Genomic DNA, 16,033 nt, shown 5'->3' with positions numbered 1-16,033 from the left:
TCGCCAGCGATCGGGCGTCCTCTTTTCCGGCTGCGACCCCCCTCCCGTGCCCTCTCCGGGTGTGCGGACCGCGCCCCTCCGGACGCCCCCTCAGAAACCTTCGGCCGAAGCGTTTCTGGCGGTCCGCCGGCCTCCGGCCGGGCGGCCCCGTCAGTACGCCAGCCGGCTTCCCCCTCCCGGAGCACCCGTGCTCGCCTCGACCAGGGCGTCCAGGACCGCTTCGACGTCCGGCAGCCAGGGGGCGGAGGGCGCCGCGTTCTTCGTCCGGGTCCGGAGCACCGGGCCGGCGGCGGAGGCGCCGACCCGCGCGGGGGGCCGTTCCCAGCGGACCTGGCCCGTGCCGGTCCGGGACGGCGGCAGGACGAGGTAGCCGCCCTCACCGTGGAACCGGAGCGAGCTGGGCACCCAGTCCTTCGCGTACAGCAGTTCGCCGAGCCGCTCCAGGGTGTACGGGGCCACCAGCAGCGACCACCGCGTGGGCGTCGCCACGATCGGCCCGAGCCGCATGCCGAGGGCGTCGAGGACGCTCAGCGCTCCGGCTCCGGCCACGGCCGGCAGGCTCACCGCGCAGGGCGCGCGTCCGCCGGTCGCCAGCAGGAGGGGGGCGGCGGGGCGGTTGGTCCACCACCAGCGCACCATGCGCTCGTCCGTGGTGGCCGCCAGCAGGCCGGGGTCGAGGGGGTGTGCGCCCGGTACGGCGCAGTCGGGTTCGGGGCAGGCGCAGCCGAGGCCGCCGCCTTCGCCGGACGGCGCGGTCCGAGCCGTCCCCACGCCGGGCAGGACCGGCCATTGCCATACGGTGGCGCAGGTCAGAGCCGCGTCCAGCCGGGCGGTCCCCTCCTTGCGCCGGAGCCGGAGCCTGCGTCGCCTTCCGAGGATCTCGCGCATGAGCGCTCGTTCCTTTCCGTTGAACGCCGAGTCCACATGACACCGCGCGTGGGTGACACCGCGTGCGTGCCTCTTCGCTGTGCGTACGTGCTCATCGGTTCCGCGGCACAGATGTGCCGCCCTACCGTGCGTGAGCCGCGCCGAGCCGAGTGGAACCGATCCGAATAGAACCGATCTGGGTGAAGCGGGGGCGGAACCCCTGCCCGGGACGAACCGGGTTCGGAGTCGAACCGAGCAGAGTCGAGCGGGGTCGAACCGGACGGGGTCGAACGGGCCGAGCGGGTCGAACCGGACCGGGTCGAACGGGCCGAGCGGAACCGTGCCGCCCCGGCGACGTCGTGCGGGTCGAGCCGGGCCGGCGCTCGCCGGGCGAGGATGGTCCGGGCCCCGCCTGCCGTCCCTGGTGCGAACCCCGCCGTCCGGAGCGGGGCTTCGTCGTCACGGGTGAGGACGCCTGGACCCGCTGCCGGGTTCCTGGTCGAACACCACCGCTCCCGGGCGACACCGTTTACGTACCCAGCATGCCCGGAATGACGCTCCTCCGGTGATGTGCGCCCCGGAGGTACCGCGGTTGAGCAGCCCCAGTCGATCGCAAATGACGTTCGCAGGGTGCACTTTTCAGCCAAGTTAACCCACACTGAGAGGGCGCGAATCGCCCGGTTCCCGGAACGGACAATACTGGACATCGGGTTACTTGTGCGTGTACATGTGGATGCATTGATAGCGGCGCAGAATCACATGGGGGTTTGCGATGCTATTCGACGAATCACACCGGTCGGAAAGCTGGCTGCCATGAGCGCCCCACACCTGCCGAAAGTGGCTGGAATCGATTCAGAAGTTCCGGTTTCAACGCACACTGCCGCACCTCTGACGGAGATCCCGAGCCCGCCCGGGGCGTTCATCCAGGACCGGCTGGCGGGCTGGGTCTCGGACCTCACGACGCTGCACGAACTCACCGAGCGGCTGGCCGGGACGAGCACGCTCGACGACGCCATGAACGAGGTGCTGCACGCCGGAGCCGCCCTCGTCGGCGCCCGCCGCGGGCTTCTCGTTCTGGAACCGGCGAACGGCGGAGGCCCCGCCGCCACCCGGGCCCTGGGGCTCGGCCGAGCGGACCTGGGGCACCTGGAGACCGTGCCGCGCGCGGCCACCGCCCTCGGCCGGGCGCTCGACGGGCTGCCCGGAACCGCCGACGGGATCGCCAGCCCCGATCTGCTCGGGGAGAAGGACCTGGACCCCCGCCACCGCGAGGTCGCCGTCCGGCTCGGCTACGCCGCGAGCTACGCCCTTCCGCTCTCCTCCGAGGCGGCCGGCCGGATCGGCGCGGCGCTCTGGCTCTACGACGAACCGGCCGAGCCCGCGCAGAAGCAGCGCCACCTCGCCGGCCTCTACGCCCGTTACGCGACCGAGCACCTGGCCCGGCTGATCGAACTGGAGCGCGCTCGCGCCGACCTCGCCGCCGTCACCGAGGAGTTGCTGCCCAGCCGGCTGCCCCGGGTTCCCGGCGTGCGGCTCGCCGCCCGGCACCGCACCGGCCCCCGGGGCGGCGGCGACTGGTACGACGCACTGCCGCTGCCCGACCGGACGCTCGGCCTCGCCGTCGGCTCCGTGGGCGGGTCCGGGCCGAGCGCCGTGGCCGCCATGGGCCGGCTGCGCGCCAGTCTGCGGGCGTACGCCGTGATGGAGGGCGAGGACCCCGTCGCCGTCCTCTCCGATCTGGAACTGCTGCTGCGGCTCACCGAACCCGCGCGGACCGCCACCGCCCTCTTCGCCTACTGCGAGCCCGCCGCCCGCAAAGTGGTCCTGGCCGGGGCCGGGCACACTCCGCCGCTGGTGCTGGGCGACCGGCGCTGCGAGTTCGTCGAGACGGCGCTCTCCGCCCCGCTGGGGATGCTCGCCTGCTGGGAGGCTCCGAGCGTGGAGTTCAGCCCCGCCCCCGGCGAAACGGTGCTTCTCTGCACGGACGGGCTGCTGCGCCGCACCGGGGACCCCATGGACCGCGCCTTCGCCCGGCTGCACTCCGCCGCCGCCTCCGTGCCGAAGGCCGAGCGGCGCGATCCGGCGGCCGTCGCCGACCACGTCCTGCGCACCATGCTCCCCGACGGCCTCGACCGGAGCGACTCGGCCGAGGACGTCGTGATCCTCGCCGCCCACTTCGAGTGACCCGCCGACCGCCCCGGCGACGCCCTTCCCGGTAAGAGGCCCTTCGGCCCTGGGCCCCCTTCCGTACGCCCGTACGATGGGTGACGGTCCAGCGTCGTATCAAGGAGAGACAAATCGTGTCTGAGGAGCTCATCCCGGAGAACCCGGAGCAGGAGACCGAAGGAAACGAGGCGGAGAAGGTCAAGCAGCGGAAGAACGGCCTGTACCCGGCCGTCTCCGACGAGCTCGCCGAGAACATGAAGTCGGGCTGGGCCGACACGGAGCTGCACGACCTCCAGCCGATCGCCCAGGCCGAGCACACCGCCGCCCGGCGCGCCGCGCTCTCCGCCCGCTTCCCCGGCGAGCGCCTGGTCATCCCCGCGGGCAACCTGAAGACCCGCTCCAACGACACCGAGTACGCCTTCCGCGCCTCCACCGAGTACGCGTACCTCACCGGCGACCAGACCCAGGACGGCGTGCTCGTCCTGGAGCCGACGGGCGAGCGCGGCCACGAGGCCACCGTCTACCTGCTGCCCCGCTCCAACCGCGAGAACGGCGAGTTCTGGCTCGACGGCCAGGGCGAGCTGTGGGTCGGCCGCCGCAACTCCCTCGCCGAGGCCGAGCAGCTGCTGGGCATCCCCGCCAAGGACGTCCGCGAGCTGCCCGCCGCGCTCGCCGAGGCCACCGGCCCGGTCCGCGCCGTGCGCGGCCACGACGCCGCCATCGAGGCCGCCCTGACCGACAAGGTCACCGCGGAGCGCGACGAGGAGCTGCGCGTCCACCTCTCCGAGGCCCGCCTGGTCAAGGACGCCTTCGAGATCGCCGAGCTGCAGAAGGCCTGCGACGCCACCGCGCGCGGCTTCGAGGACGTCGTCAAGAGCCTGGACAAGGCGGAGGCGACCAGCGAGCGCTTCATCGAGGGCACCTTCTTCCTCCGTGCCCGCATCGAGGGCAACGACATCGGCTACGGCTCGATCTGCGCCGCCGGTCCGCACGCCACCACCCTGCACTGGGTCCGCAACGACGGCGCCGTCCGCGCGGGCGAGCTGCTGCTCCTGGACGCCGGGGTCGAGACCAACGAGCTCTACACCGCCGACGTGACGCGCACCCTGCCGATCAACGGCACGTTCTCGCCGCTCCAGCGCAAGATCTACGACGCGGTGTACGAGGCCCAGGAGGCGGGCATCGTCGCCGTGAAGCCGGGCGCCGACTACCGCGACTTCCACGACGCGGCGCAGCGCGTGCTCGCCGAGAAGCTCGTCGAGTGGGGCCTGCTCGGCGACCTGTCCGTGGAGAAGGTGCTGGAGCTGGGCCTCCAGCGTCGCTGGACCCTCCACGGCACCGGCCACATGCTCGGCATGGACGTCCACGACTGCGCGGCCGCGCGCACCGAGACGTACGTCAACGGCACGCTGGAGCCGGGCGTCTGCCTCACGGTCGAGCCCGGCCTCTACTTCCAGGCCGACGACCTGACCGTGCCGGAGCAGTACCGGGGCATCGGCGTCCGGATCGAGGACGACATCCTCGTCACCGAGGACGGCAACCGGAACCTCTCCGCCGCGCTGCCCCGCCAGGCCGACGAGGTCGAGGCCTGGATGGCGCGCCTGAAGGGCTGAGCGCCCCCGTACGGCACGGGAGGGTCGGTCCCTCCCGTGCCGGGCACGACAGGCGAGGGCCGCTCCCTCTTGCAGGACACGCGCCGGGGCGCGCCGCTCACTACGCCGTGAGCAGCGCGCCCTTGCGCCATTTCAGGATCTTGTCGAAGCTGACCACCGCGCCCCGGCCCGGCCGGTTGCCGAACTGGACGTGGTCCGAGAGCTGTTCGATCAGGTTGAGGCCCCGACCGCTCTCGGCCTCCGCGTCCCGGGAGGAGGGCGCGGGCCGCGGCGGCTGCTGGTCGCAGTGCGCCGCACCCCCCGCGTCCTGCGGATCATCAGGACGCTCGTGGTGCTCGTGCTGTCCGTGGTGCTCGTGCTGTTCGCGATGCGCGGCTGGGCGAAGCGCGCGCCGGGCGGGGAAGCCCGGCCCGGAGTCGCTGACCTCGATACGGCACTTCTCGCCGTCCAGATAGGCCGTGACCCGGTACTGCCCGGAGTCCGCGGCGGGGCGTGCGTACCCGGAGCCCCCCGGCTCACCGGGAACCGTGCGGGAGCCACCGTGTTCGACGGCGTTCGCACAGGCCTCGCTGAGCGCGAGCGACAGGTCGAAGGAGATGTCCGGATCCACCCCCGCGGTTTCCATGGTGCCGAGCAGAAAACGACGGGCGAGCGGAACGCTCGCAGCTTCGCGCCGCAAATGGAGAGACCACCAGATGCTCATCTTCCAGCCTCCTGGCTGCGGCTCGACGTATCGATACGTATTGCCGCACTCGGCACTTCGTAAGCACGGATCGGACGGCGGAGCCCTCGTTCGGCGGATGCGGATATGCGGCCGCCCGGTGTATGAACCGGCCCGGCCGCAGGTCACCGGGGGCGCGTTCCGGTGCTCGAGAACGCGCCCCCGGTCCGTACATCCCCCGCGAACGGGCGAAACAAGCCCGGTTGGGGACGGAAGCTGATCTTCCGGACCTGCCGTGCCGCCGAGGGGGGCGCAGTGCGATGATGGCTCCGCCATGTCCACGCCTCTCGCACACGCCGGAGCCGGTCTGCGGCTCATGAGGGCCGCGGTGTTCACCGCGGTCTGCGTCGTGCTGTCCGCCGCCGGGCACGCGTTCGCGGCGCGGACGGCGGTGCCCGGGTGGACCCTGCTCGCCGCGTTCCTCGGCGTCTTCGGGGCCGCCGCGGTCCTCGCCGGACGGGAGCGGTCCCTTCCGTCGATCGTGGGCGCGCTGGCCGGCGGCCAGCTCCTCCTGCACGGGCTCTTCGCGTACGGCACCCACAGCGGCGCCCCGGCCGCCCCCGCGAGCACGGGCGGCGACGGCCCGCTCATCCGGTTCGCCGCCGGGCTCGTGTGCGGCGAAGGGCCCGCCGGCCTGAACGCGGCCGACGCCCACCGCATCGTCTCCTCCGCGGGCATCGACCCCTCGACGCTCCCGGGGGCCCACGACCACATCGCGGCGGGCGGCGCCGGAGCGGCGCGGGCCGCCGCGGCGGCGGGGCCGGACGGCGCCTCGGGGTTCGCGCAGGTCTGCGCCGCGGTCACCTCGATGCTGCCGAGCCTGCCGATGCTCCTGGCCCACGTCCTCGTCGCACTCGCCACCGGCTGGCTGCTGCGGCGCGGCGAGATCGCCCTCTTCGGACTGGCCCGGCTCTCCGCCCACGGCGCCCAGGCAGTGGCGGCCGGGGCCCGGCTGCGCTCCCTGCGGGCCGCGCTCGCCCTCGTCCGCGCGCTGCGGGCCGGGGAGCGGAAGCTGCTCATGGCCGGGCCGCGCATGCCACGCCCCTGCGACGACGTCCCCCTGCCGACGCCCGGGGATCCTCTGCAGCACTTGGTGATCAGGCGCGGGCCGCCGGCCCCGTACGCCCTCGCAGCCTGACGCGACGCCTCCACCGGACCCCGCGGGCCGTCCGTGCGCCCCTGCGCGCACGCGCCCCCTGTGCGGAACCGCACCACGAGGTGTCGTGATGCCGCCGCGCATCCGCGCGCCGGACCACCGTCTTCCGTTTCCTGTGGAGATTCCTGCCATGAAGCTTTCCCGCATCGCCCTCGCCGGCGGCGTCGCCGCGTCCACCGTCCTGCTGATCGCCGGTCCGGCCGCCGCCCACGTGAGCGTCCAGCCGGTGGGCGAGGCCGCCAAGGGCGGTTACGCCACCCTCAACTTCAAGGTCCCCAACGAGCGCGACCAGGCCTCGACCGTGAAGCTCGAAGTGAACTTCCCGGCCGACCACCCGCTCTCCTCCGTCACCCCGCAGGCCGTGCCCGGCTGGAAGATCACGATCGACAGGAGCAAGCTCGACAAGCCGCTGGAAGTCCACGGCAAGAAGATCACCGAGGCCGTCTCCAAGGTGACCTGGACCGCGGACGACGGTGAGATCGCCCCCGGCTACTTCCAGCAGTTCCCGGTCTCGGTGGGCGCGCTGCCCGAGGACGCCGACCAGCTCGTCTTCAAGGCGATCCAGACGTACGACAACAAGGAAGTCGTCCGCTGGATCGAGGAGCCCAAGGCGGGCGGCGAGGAGCCCGACAGCCCGGCCCCGGTCCTGAAGCTGACCGCCGCGTCCGAGGACGGCCACGGCGGCGCGGCCGCCGACGCCGGCGCCGCGAAGGGCGACGACCACCAGGCCGCCGGCTCCGACGCGCCGGCCAAGGAGAACAGCACCGCCGCGTCCTCCTCCTCCAGCGACACCACCGCCCGCACCCTGGGCATCATCGGCATCGTCATCGGCATCGCGGGCGTCGCGTTCGGCGTCCTCGCGGGACGTCGCCGCTCGGCCTGACCGGCCGGTTCCCTCACCCGCACCACGTTCAGGACACCTCTTTCATGCGCAAGACAAAAGCAGTGACGGCCGTGGCGTTCGCCGCCGCGGCCGCACTGGCCCTCTCCTCCTGCGGCACCGGCGACGACACGGCGGACTCCTCGTCCATCGCCGACATCAGCGCCGCGCCGAAGAACAAGGCCGCGACCGTTCTCGACCAGCCGTTCACCAAGCCGAACCTCGTCCTCACCGACACCCACGGCAAGGAGTACGACCTCCGCGAAGCGACCAAGGGCAAGCCGACGCTCATCTACTTCGGCTACACCAACTGCCCCGACGTCTGCCCGCTGACCATGAGCAACATCTCCCTCGCCAAGCGGGAGCTGCCCAAGGCCGACCAGGAGAAGCTCCAGGTCGTCTTCGTCACCACCGACCCCGAGCGCGACACCCCCGCCTCGCTCGGCAAGTGGCTCTCCGCCCAGGACCCCTCCTTCACCGGTCTCACCGGCGACTTCCCGACCATCCAGGCCGGGGCGCGGCAGATCGGCATCGGCATCGACGCGCCGAAGAAGGAGAAGGACGGCACCGTCGTCTCGATGCACGGCGCCCAGGTCATCGCCTTCTCCCCGAAGACCGACGAGGGGTACGTGCTGTACGGCGAGGACACCAGCGCCGAGGAGTACACGAAGGACCTCCCCAAGCTGATCAAGGGGGAGAAGCCGTGAACCGCCGTACGGCGCTCGCCGGCGTCCTCGCCCTCACCACGGGGCTGACCCTGGCCGGGTGCTCGTCGTCGGGCCAACCGGATCTGAAGATCGTCGGCGCCTATCTGCCGCAGCCCGTCAGCGACATGGCCGCCGGCTTCCTCGTCGTCCGGAACCAGGGCGACGCGGGGGACCGGCTCACCTCGGTGACCAGTCCGCTCTCCGACGACGTCACGATCCACGAGACGAAGGACCGGAAGATGCGGAAGGTCTCCTCGTTCGAGGTGCCGGCGGGCGGCGAGCTCGACCTCGAACGCGGTGGCAACCACATCATGTTCATGAAGCTCAAGCAGAAGCCCAAGCAGGGCGAGAAGGTCTCCGTCGAGCTGCACTTCGAGAAGGCCGGCCCCATCACGGTCGACCTGCCGGTGAAGGAAACCACCCACAACCCGAAGAAGCAGTGAGGGACTGAACCGATGCCTGCCACCGCCCCGTACGCCGGACCGCCCCCGATACGCCGGGCCGTCGCCGCCGCCGCGTTCCTCGCCGCACTGGCCGGACTGGTCTTCGGGCTGCTGCTGGCCGGTGCGGGCCCGGCGTCCGCGCACGCCGCCCTCACCGGGAGCGATCCGCAGGACGGGGCGGTGGTCGACACCGCGCCCCAGGAGGTCACCCTCAGCTTCTCCGAGGCGATCGCCGTGGGCGACGACTCCATCCGGGTCCTCGACCCCCGCGGCAAGCGCGCCGACACCGAGGCGGGTCCGAAGGACCTGTCCGAGGGTTCCACCGTCCGCTACGGCGTCGCCCTGCACTCCGGGCTGCCGGACGGCACCTACACCGTGGCCTGGCAGGCGATCTCCGCCGACAGCCACCCGATCTCCGGCGCGTTCACGTTCTCCATCGGCGCCCCGTCCGAGACCACGGTCGCCCTGTCCTCGCAGGAGGCGGGCGGCGGCCCGGTCGGCGTCGTCTACTCCATCGCGCGCTACGCGGCGTACGGCGGGTTCGTCCTGCTCGTCGGCGGCAGCGCGTTCGTCCTGGTCTGCTGGCGGGGCGGCGCGTCCGCCCTGCCGATGCAGCGGCTCGTGGTCCGCGGCTGGCTCACGCTGACCGCCGCGACCCTGGCCATGCTGCTGCTGCGCAGCCCGTACACCGGCAGCGGGAAGTTCGCCGACGCCTTCGACCTCGCCGGGCTCCAGGCCGTACTGGAGACCAAGCCCGGCGCGGCGCTCGTCTCCCGGCTGCTGCTGCTCGGGGCCGCCGCGCTGTTCATCGCCGTCCTCTTCGGCACGTACGCCCGGCGCGAGGACGAGGGGGAGAGGAAGGACCTCACCTTCGGGCTCGCCGTCGGCGGCGGGGTGGTCGCGGCGGGCATCGCCGCGACCTGGGCGATGTCCGAGCACGCCTCGACCGGCATCCAGACGAGCATCGCCATGCCGGTGGACGTCCTGCACCTGCTGGCCGTCGCCGCCTGGCTGGGCGGGCTCGTCTCGCTCCTGGTGGCGCTGTACCGGACTCCGGACATCGGGAGCGCCGCGGTACGGCGCTTCTCCGCCGTCGCGTTCGGCAGCGTCGTGGTGCTGGCGGCGACCGGGATCTACCAGTCCTGGCGACAGGTCGGCTCCTGGTCGGCGCTGACCGGGACCCGGTACGGGCAGCTGCTGATCCTCAAAGTGGCGCTGATCGGCGTGCTGCTCACGGTCGCCTGGTTCTCCCGGCGTTGGACGGGGCGGCTGACGGACCCGGCGGAGGCCGCCTCCCCGTCGCGGGACGCGGAGGAGGCGGGGGAGCCGGGGACGGAGGAAGCCGGGGAGCCGGGGGCGGGACCGGAGGAGGTCCTAGAGGCCGATCCCGAACGTGCCGCGCAGCTGGCCCGTCAGCGGGCCGCCCTGACCGCGACGAAGGAGAAGCGGATACGGGACGCCGACCCCGAGCGTTCCGGTCTGCGCCGCTCGGTCCTGGCCGAGGCCGCCGTAGCCGTCGTCCTGCTGGCCGTCACCACTCTGCTGACCTCCACCGAACCGGGCCGTACGGAGGAGGAGGCCGCCGCCGGCTCCCCCGGGGCGTCCGCTCCGGCGGCCGGGGGCCCGGTCAACCTGAGCATGCCGTTCGACACCGGCGGCCGGAACGGCAAGGGCACCCTCCGCATCGACCTCGACCCCGGCCGCACCGGCTCCAACGATCTGCACGTGTGGATCGACGGCAGCGGCGGCAAGCCGATGGACGTCCCCGAGCTGAAGCTGGCCCTGACCCTGGAGGCGAAGGACATCGGCCCGCTGCCGGTCGTCCCGGACCGGCTGGCCGAGGGGCACTGGTCGGCGAGCGGGGTGCGGATCCCGATGGCCGGGGAGTGGAAGATCGACGTGACGGTACGGACCTCGGACATCGACCAGGTCACCGTCGATGAGAACGTGAAGATCGGCTGACCCCTCGGGGCGCCGACAGGACGAGGATCGGCTGAGCACGGTGGGCACGACCAAGACGAAGATCGGCTGAGCACGGTGGGCAAGACCAGGAAGCAGACTCCGGACAGGGCCTCCGGAGCCGCCACGGCGGTCGTCGCGGAGAGCACCGGGGGCGGCGAAGGCCGCACCGGCCCCCCCAACGACGGCGGCACGGGCGGCAGCGGTACGGGCGGCGGCGCCGCCCTGTCCCGGCGGCGGTTGCTGGGCACAGCGGGCGCGGCGGGCGCCACGGGGCTGGTCCTGGGGGCCGGGGGCGGGGCCCTCGGGTACGCCGCCACCCGGCCGGAGGGGCCGGCCGCGCTGACGACGGTCGGGGCGACCGAGGCGATGTTTCACGGGAAACATCAACCGGGCATCACCACTCCGCTTCAGGCCCGGGGCCACCTCGTCGCCTTCGACCTGGTGGCGGGGGCGGGACGCAAGGAGGCGGCGGCGCTGCTGCGCCGCTGGTCCGCGGTGGCGAAGGAGCTGATGGCGGGCCGCCCCGCGGCGGGTGCGCCGGACGGTCCCGGCCACGACACCGGGGTCGCGTTGGACGCAGGCCCGTCGTCCCTGACCGTCACCTTCGGCTTCGGCCGTACGTTCTTCGCGCGCACCGGCCTGGGCGACCGCCTGCCCGCCGCGCTCGACCCGCTGCCGGCGTTCTCCGCCGACGCCCTCGACGCCAAGCGTTCGGACGGCGACCTGTGGGTGCAGATCGGCGCGGACGACGCCCTGGTCGCCTTCCACGCGCTGCGGGCGCTCCAGAAGGAGGCCGCGGGCACGGCGCGGGTGCGGTGGCAGATGAACGGTTTCAACCGCTCCCCCGGCGCCACCGCCCGGCCGATGACCGCCCGCAATCTGATGGGCCAGATCGACGGCACCGGCAACCCCAAGCCGACCGACGAGGACTTCGACCGCCGCGTCTTCGTCCCCGCCTCCCCCGGCAAGCCGCAGGAGTGGATGGAGGGGGGGTCGTACGCCGTCTTCCGCCGGATCAGGATGCTCCTGGACGACTGGGAGAAGCTTCCGGTGGAGCGCCAGGAGCGGGTCATCGGGCGGCGCAAGGCGGACGGGGCGCCTCTGAGCGGGGGGTCCGAGACCACGGAGATGGACCTCGACAAGGCGGGCCCTGACGGCAGACCGGTGATCCCCGGCAACGCGCACGCCCGGATCTCCTCGCCGGGGGAGAACGGCGGGGCCGCCATGCTGCGCCGCCCGTTCTCGTACCACGACGGCATCGCGGAGGACGGCTCCCCGGACGCCGGTCTCCTCTTCATCTGCTGGCAGGCGGACCCGTTCCGGGGCTTCGTGCCGGTGCAGCGCAAGCTCGACCGGGGCGACGCGCTGTCCCCCTTCCTCCGGCACGAGGCGAGCGGCGTGTTCGCGGTGCCGGGCGGGGCGGCCGAGGGCGAGTACGTGGGGCAGCGGCTGCTGGAGTCGTAGCGGAGGCGGCCGATGGGGGCCCCGGCCGGGCCGGACGGCGGGGGCACCCCGGAGGAGCGTGCGCCCCCGCGCGCGTCGTCGGCCCGCCTACGCCCCTGCCGCCGAGCGGAGTAGGCGCTTCCGGTCCCGGCGCGTCCTCACGCCCGCCTTCCGGGACAGCGTGGCGGACCCCGGAGGGCACATTAGGCTGAACGCATGTCAGCCACGCGCTACGCCTACCTCGGCCCCGAAGGCACTTTCACCGAAGTCGCCCTCCGTATGCTCCCGGAGGCCGCCACCCGGGAACTCGTCCCGATGGTGTCCGTGCCGGCCGCCCTGGACGCCGTGCGCAGCGGCGAGGCGGCGGCGGCGCTCGTGCCGATCGAGAACTCCGTCGAGGGCGGCATCACCGCGACGCTGGACGAGCTGGCCGGCGGAGAACCGCTGATGATCTACCGCGAGGTGCTGCTCTCCATCACCTTCGCGCTGCTGGTGCGGCCCGGCACCGCCCTGTCGGACATCAAGACGGTCACCGCCCACCCGGCCGCCCAGCCGCAGGTGCGCAACTGGCTGGCGGCCCACCTGCCGGGGGCCGTGTGGGAGTCGGCGGCGTCCAACGCGGACGGCGCCCGACTGGTCCAGGAGGGGCGCTACGACGCCGCGTTCGCGGGAGAGTTCGCCGCCGCCACCTACGGCCTGGAGCCGCTGGTGACGGAGATCCACGACGCGGAGAACGCGCAGACCCGCTTCGTCCTGGTGGGCCGCCCCGCCCGGCCCTCCTCACCGACCGGCGCGGACAAGACCTCCGTGGTGATCTCCATGAAGGAGGACCACCCCGGCGCGCTGCTGGAGCTCCTCCAGGAGTTCGCCGTGCGCGGCGTCAACCTGATGCTGATCCAGTCCCGTCCGACCGGCGAGGGCATCGGCAACTACCGCTTCGCCGTGGACGCGGAGGGGCACATCGCGGACCGGAGGGTCGGGGAGGCCCTGATGGGGCTGAAGCGGATCAGCCCGAACGTGCGGTTCCTCGGCTCGTACCCGCGGGCGGGCGTCTCCCCCGGCGAGGTGCAGCCGCTGCGGGTAGGAACCTCGGACGCGGCGTTCACGGAGGCATCCGACTGGCTGGCGCGCTGCCAGGACGGCCGGATCTGACGGCGGGGCAAGCGGGCTCGGGCCCAGGCGCGCCCCACGCTTCCGGGCGGCCTCCCCGAGCGGCCCTGCGGCGTGAACTACGGATGGTCACGCACGCGAAAGAGTTATCCACAGGCGGAGCTCTCGCCCTGGGGACAAGTCGACACTCCCCTGCGACATCATCGACAAATCACCCCAGCACCCCTGGAGCAGCCCACAGGGGTACGAGGCGGAACAAGGCGTCACACGCCCTTCACGTCGTCCACAGAGGGCCGATCACCCCTTCATGGCGACGAATTTCCACCCGAACGAGCGTACAGACCAGGTTTGACACGGGTTTCGCGACGCTTCGGCCGGGCCCGGAACAAGGCCCTCCCACATCCACAGAACTTCCACACAGCCTGTGGATAACTATTCGGATGCCAGCCACCTGTGGACAACAACGCCTGCCGCACCCCCCAACTCCCGCCCCTCTCCCCGCCGGTACGTCAAGGCGGATCGCACCTTCTGCCCGGTTAGGGGGAGTTGACGTCCGCCCCTGCCCCCTGCCCCCGACCCCCCTCTCCGCCGACGCCGCCGCCGGACTCCCGCGCCGAGAGTAGCCACTATTTCCCCCATAAATGCCAATTCCGACAATTCACCCATAGGGACACGCTCGGTGATATCGGTTCGAGGGCGAGAACCGCGCACCGGTAGCCTGGTGGGGTGATTGACCTTCGCCTGCTCCGTGAGGACCCCGACCGTGTTCGCGCCTCCCAGCGCGCCCGTGGAGAGGACGTCGACCTCGTCGACGCCCTGCTCTCCGCCGACGAGCTGCGCAGGTCGTCCGGCGTCCGCTTCGACGAACTCCGCGCCGAGCAGAAGTCGCTCGGCAAGCTGATCCCCAAGGCCACCCCCGAGGAGCGCACCGAGCTCCTCAAGAAGGCCGAACAGCTCAAGGCCGAGGTCAAGGCGGCCGACGCCGCCCAGGACGAGGCCGACGCGGAGGCCAAGCGGCTGCTGCTCCAGCTCGGCAACATCGTCCACGAGGACGTGCCGGTCGGCGGCGAGGAGGACTTCGTCGTCCTGGAGACGCACGGCACCATCCGCGACTTCGGCGCCGAGGGCTTCGAGCCCAAGGACCACCTGGAGCTCGGCGAGGCCCTGGGCGCCATCGACATGGAACGCGGAGCGAAGGTCTCCGGTTCGCGGTTCTACTACCTCACCGGCGTCGGCGCGCTCCTGGAGCTGGCCCTCGTCAACGCGGCGATCGCGCAGGCCACCGAGGCCGGCTTCATCCCGATGCTGACCCCGGCGCTGGTCCGCCCGCGCGCCATGGAGGGCACCGGCTTCCTCGGCCAGGCCGCGGAGAACGTGTACCACCTGGAGAAGGACGACTACTACCTGGTCGGCACCTCCGAGGTCCCGCTCGCCGCGTACCACATGGACGAGATCATCGACGCCGACAAGCTGCCCCTGCGGTACGCCGGGTTCTCCCCGTGCTTCCGCCGCGAGGCCGGCACGTACGGCAAGGACACCCGCGGCATCTTCCGCGTCCACCAGTTCGACAAGGTCGAGATGTTCTCGTACGTCGACCCCGCGGACGCCGAGACCGAGCACCGCAGGCTCCTGGAGTGGGAGAAGCAGTGGCTCACCGGCCTCGAACTGCCCTTCCAGGTGATCGACGTCGCCACCGGCGACCTCGGCTCCTCGGCCTCGCGGAAGTTCGACTGCGAGGCGTGGATCCCCACCCAGGGCAAGTACCGTGAGCTGACCTCCGCGTCGAACTGCGACGGCTTCCAGGCCCGCCGCCTCTCCGTCCGGATGCGCGAGGGCAAGAAGGTCCAGCCGCTGGCCACGCTGAACGGCACGCTCTGCGCCGTACCGCGCACGATCGTGGCGATCCTGGAGAACCACCAGCTCCCCGACGGTTCGGTCCGTGTGCCCGAGATGCTCCGCCCCTACCTGGGCGGGCGCGAGGTCCTGGAACCGGTCGCCACGTGACCTTCCCCTACAAGCTCGTCGCGACCGACCTCGACGGCACGCTGCTGCGCGGGGACGAAACGGTCTCCGGGCGCACCCGCGAGGCCCTGGCCGCCGCCACGGCGGCCGGCGCCGCGCACATCGTCGTCACCGGACGGTCGGTCCCCTGGACCCGGCACATCCTGGACGACCTCGGGTACGAGGGGCTCGCCGTCTGCGGTCAGGGCGCGCAGGTCTACCACGCGGGCGAGCACAAGCTGCTGACCTCGCTGACCCTGGACCGCCAGCTCGCCGGCCTCGCGCTGTCCAAGATCGAGGCGGAGGTCGGCCCGCTGCACCTGGCGGCCGGCCGCGACGGCCTGGACGGCGAGGTGCTCGTGGGCCCCGGCTACCGGGTGCAGGAGGGACCGCTGCCGTACGTCTTCGTGGAGGACGCCGCGGAGATGTGGACCGCCCCGCTCAACAAGGTGTACCTCCAGCACGCGGAGCTGGACGACGACGCGCTGGCCTCCGCCGCGAGGGCGGCCGTGGGCAGCCTGGTCGACGTGGTCATGGCCGGGCCCGGCGTGGTCGAGATCCTGCCGCTGGGCCTCAGCAAGGCGACCGGCCTCTCGCTGGCCGCCCGCCGGCTCGGGGTGAAGGCGGCCGACACGATCGCCTTCGGTGACATGCCCAACGACATCCCGATGTTCGGCTGGGCCCGCCACGGCGTGGCCATGGCCAACGCCCACGACGAGCTGAAGGCCGTCGCCCACGAGATCACCGCGTCCAACGAGGACGACGGCATCGCGGTGGTGCTGGAGGAACTGCTCCGCTCGGCGTCCGTGCGGTCCGCGGGGTAGCCCTCCGCCCAGCACGACGGCGGGCCCGGCCCCCCCCCCCCCCGGGCCGGGCCCCCCGCACCAAACCCCGGCCGGGGGGCCCCCCCCCCCCCGGGCGCGGCGCCGCGCCCGACAAAGACCGGCCCGCACCGCCCCCCCCC

General features: G+C 72.7%; 13 protein-coding genes. 11 read left to right on the top strand and 2 right to left on the bottom strand.

Annotated features, from left to right (window positions below; all coding sequences use genetic code 11):
• Positions 1-150: 150 nt before the first annotated feature.
• Entirely contained in the window at positions 151-888 is a 738-nt protein-coding gene (locus ACH4K1_RS13770; RefSeq protein WP_398089247.1) for a bifunctional DNA primase/polymerase, read from the bottom strand.
• Positions 889-1,680: 792 nt separating this feature from the next.
• On the opposite strand from ACH4K1_RS13770, the gene ACH4K1_RS13765 reads away from it, so the two are divergent.
• Entirely contained in the window at positions 1,681-3,051 is a 1,371-nt protein-coding gene (locus ACH4K1_RS13765) for a PP2C family protein-serine/threonine phosphatase (RefSeq protein ID WP_398089246.1), read from the top strand.
• A gap of 116 nt (positions 3,052-3,167) precedes the next feature.
• A complete protein-coding gene (locus ACH4K1_RS13760) occupies positions 3,168-4,646 on the top strand; it encodes an aminopeptidase P family protein (protein WP_398089244.1) in 1,479 nt (492 codons plus the stop codon).
• Positions 4,647-4,746: 100 nt separating this feature from the next.
• Here the strand turns inward: ACH4K1_RS13760 and ACH4K1_RS13755 are convergent, their stop codons facing one another.
• The gene (locus ACH4K1_RS13755; RefSeq protein WP_398089242.1) at positions 4,747-5,349 is read right to left on the bottom strand and encodes an ATP-binding protein; all 603 of its coding nucleotides are present in this window, start codon (positions 5,347-5,349) and stop codon (positions 4,747-4,749) included.
• A 292-nt stretch (positions 5,350-5,641) separates the two neighbouring features.
• Here ACH4K1_RS13755 and ACH4K1_RS13750 point away from each other — a divergent pair, with 292 nt between their 5' ends.
• The 9 genes from ACH4K1_RS13750 to ACH4K1_RS13710 all read left to right on the top strand — a co-directional run bounded on the left by ACH4K1_RS13750 (position 5,642) and on the right by ACH4K1_RS13710 (position 15,893).
• On the top strand, positions 5,642-6,505 hold the full coding sequence (locus ACH4K1_RS13750; protein WP_398089240.1) for a hypothetical protein: 864 nt from the start codon (positions 5,642-5,644) through the stop codon (positions 6,503-6,505).
• Between the two features lie 148 nt (positions 6,506-6,653).
• Positions 6,654-7,406, top strand: coding sequence for a YcnI family protein (locus ACH4K1_RS13745; protein ID WP_398089238.1), 753 nt, complete (start codon positions 6,654-6,656; stop codon positions 7,404-7,406).
• Between the two features lie 44 nt (positions 7,407-7,450).
• On the top strand, positions 7,451-8,110 hold the full coding sequence (locus ACH4K1_RS13740) for an SCO family protein (protein ID WP_398089236.1): 660 nt from the start codon (positions 7,451-7,453) through the stop codon (positions 8,108-8,110).
• Positions 8,107-8,553 carry a copper chaperone PCu(A)C gene (locus ACH4K1_RS13735; RefSeq protein ID WP_398089234.1) on the top strand — a complete coding sequence of 149 codons (447 nt, stop codon included), beginning with the start codon at positions 8,107-8,109 and terminating at the stop codon, positions 8,551-8,553. Before ACH4K1_RS13740 ends, ACH4K1_RS13735 begins: the two co-directional genes overlap by 4 nt.
• 12 nt (positions 8,554-8,565) lie before the next feature.
• Positions 8,566-10,515 (top strand): copper resistance CopC/CopD family protein, encoded by a 1,950-nt coding sequence (locus tag ACH4K1_RS13730; RefSeq protein ID WP_398089232.1) that lies wholly within the window; start codon positions 8,566-8,568, stop codon positions 10,513-10,515.
• Between the two features lie 222 nt (positions 10,516-10,737).
• Positions 10,738-11,979: an iron uptake transporter deferrochelatase/peroxidase subunit gene (gene efeB / locus ACH4K1_RS13725; RefSeq protein WP_398089292.1), complete on the top strand. Its 1,242-nt coding sequence runs from the start codon at positions 10,738-10,740 to the stop codon at positions 11,977-11,979.
• A 195-nt stretch (positions 11,980-12,174) separates the two neighbouring features.
• A complete protein-coding gene (pheA, locus tag ACH4K1_RS13720) occupies positions 12,175-13,110 on the top strand; it encodes a prephenate dehydratase (protein WP_398089230.1) in 936 nt (311 codons plus the stop codon).
• A gap of 684 nt (positions 13,111-13,794) precedes the next feature.
• Positions 13,795-15,072 carry a serine--tRNA ligase gene (gene serS, locus ACH4K1_RS13715; protein ID WP_398089228.1) on the top strand — a complete coding sequence of 426 codons (1,278 nt, stop codon included), beginning with the start codon at positions 13,795-13,797 and terminating at the stop codon, positions 15,070-15,072.
• Positions 15,069-15,893 (top strand): HAD family hydrolase, encoded by an 825-nt coding sequence (locus tag ACH4K1_RS13710; RefSeq protein ID WP_398089226.1) that lies wholly within the window; start codon positions 15,069-15,071, stop codon positions 15,891-15,893. The genes serS and ACH4K1_RS13710 overlap by 4 nt, the downstream gene beginning before the upstream one ends.
• Positions 15,894-16,033: the final 140 nt, after the last annotated feature.

Origin of the sequence: Streptomyces sp. NPDC017448 (genome assembly GCF_044330565.1) — a bacterium.
GTDB lineage: Bacteria > Actinomycetota > Actinomycetes > Streptomycetales > Streptomycetaceae > Streptomyces.
The sequence above is the reverse complement of the archived record's forward strand: the minus strand, read 5'-3'. Positions and strand labels throughout refer to the sequence as shown.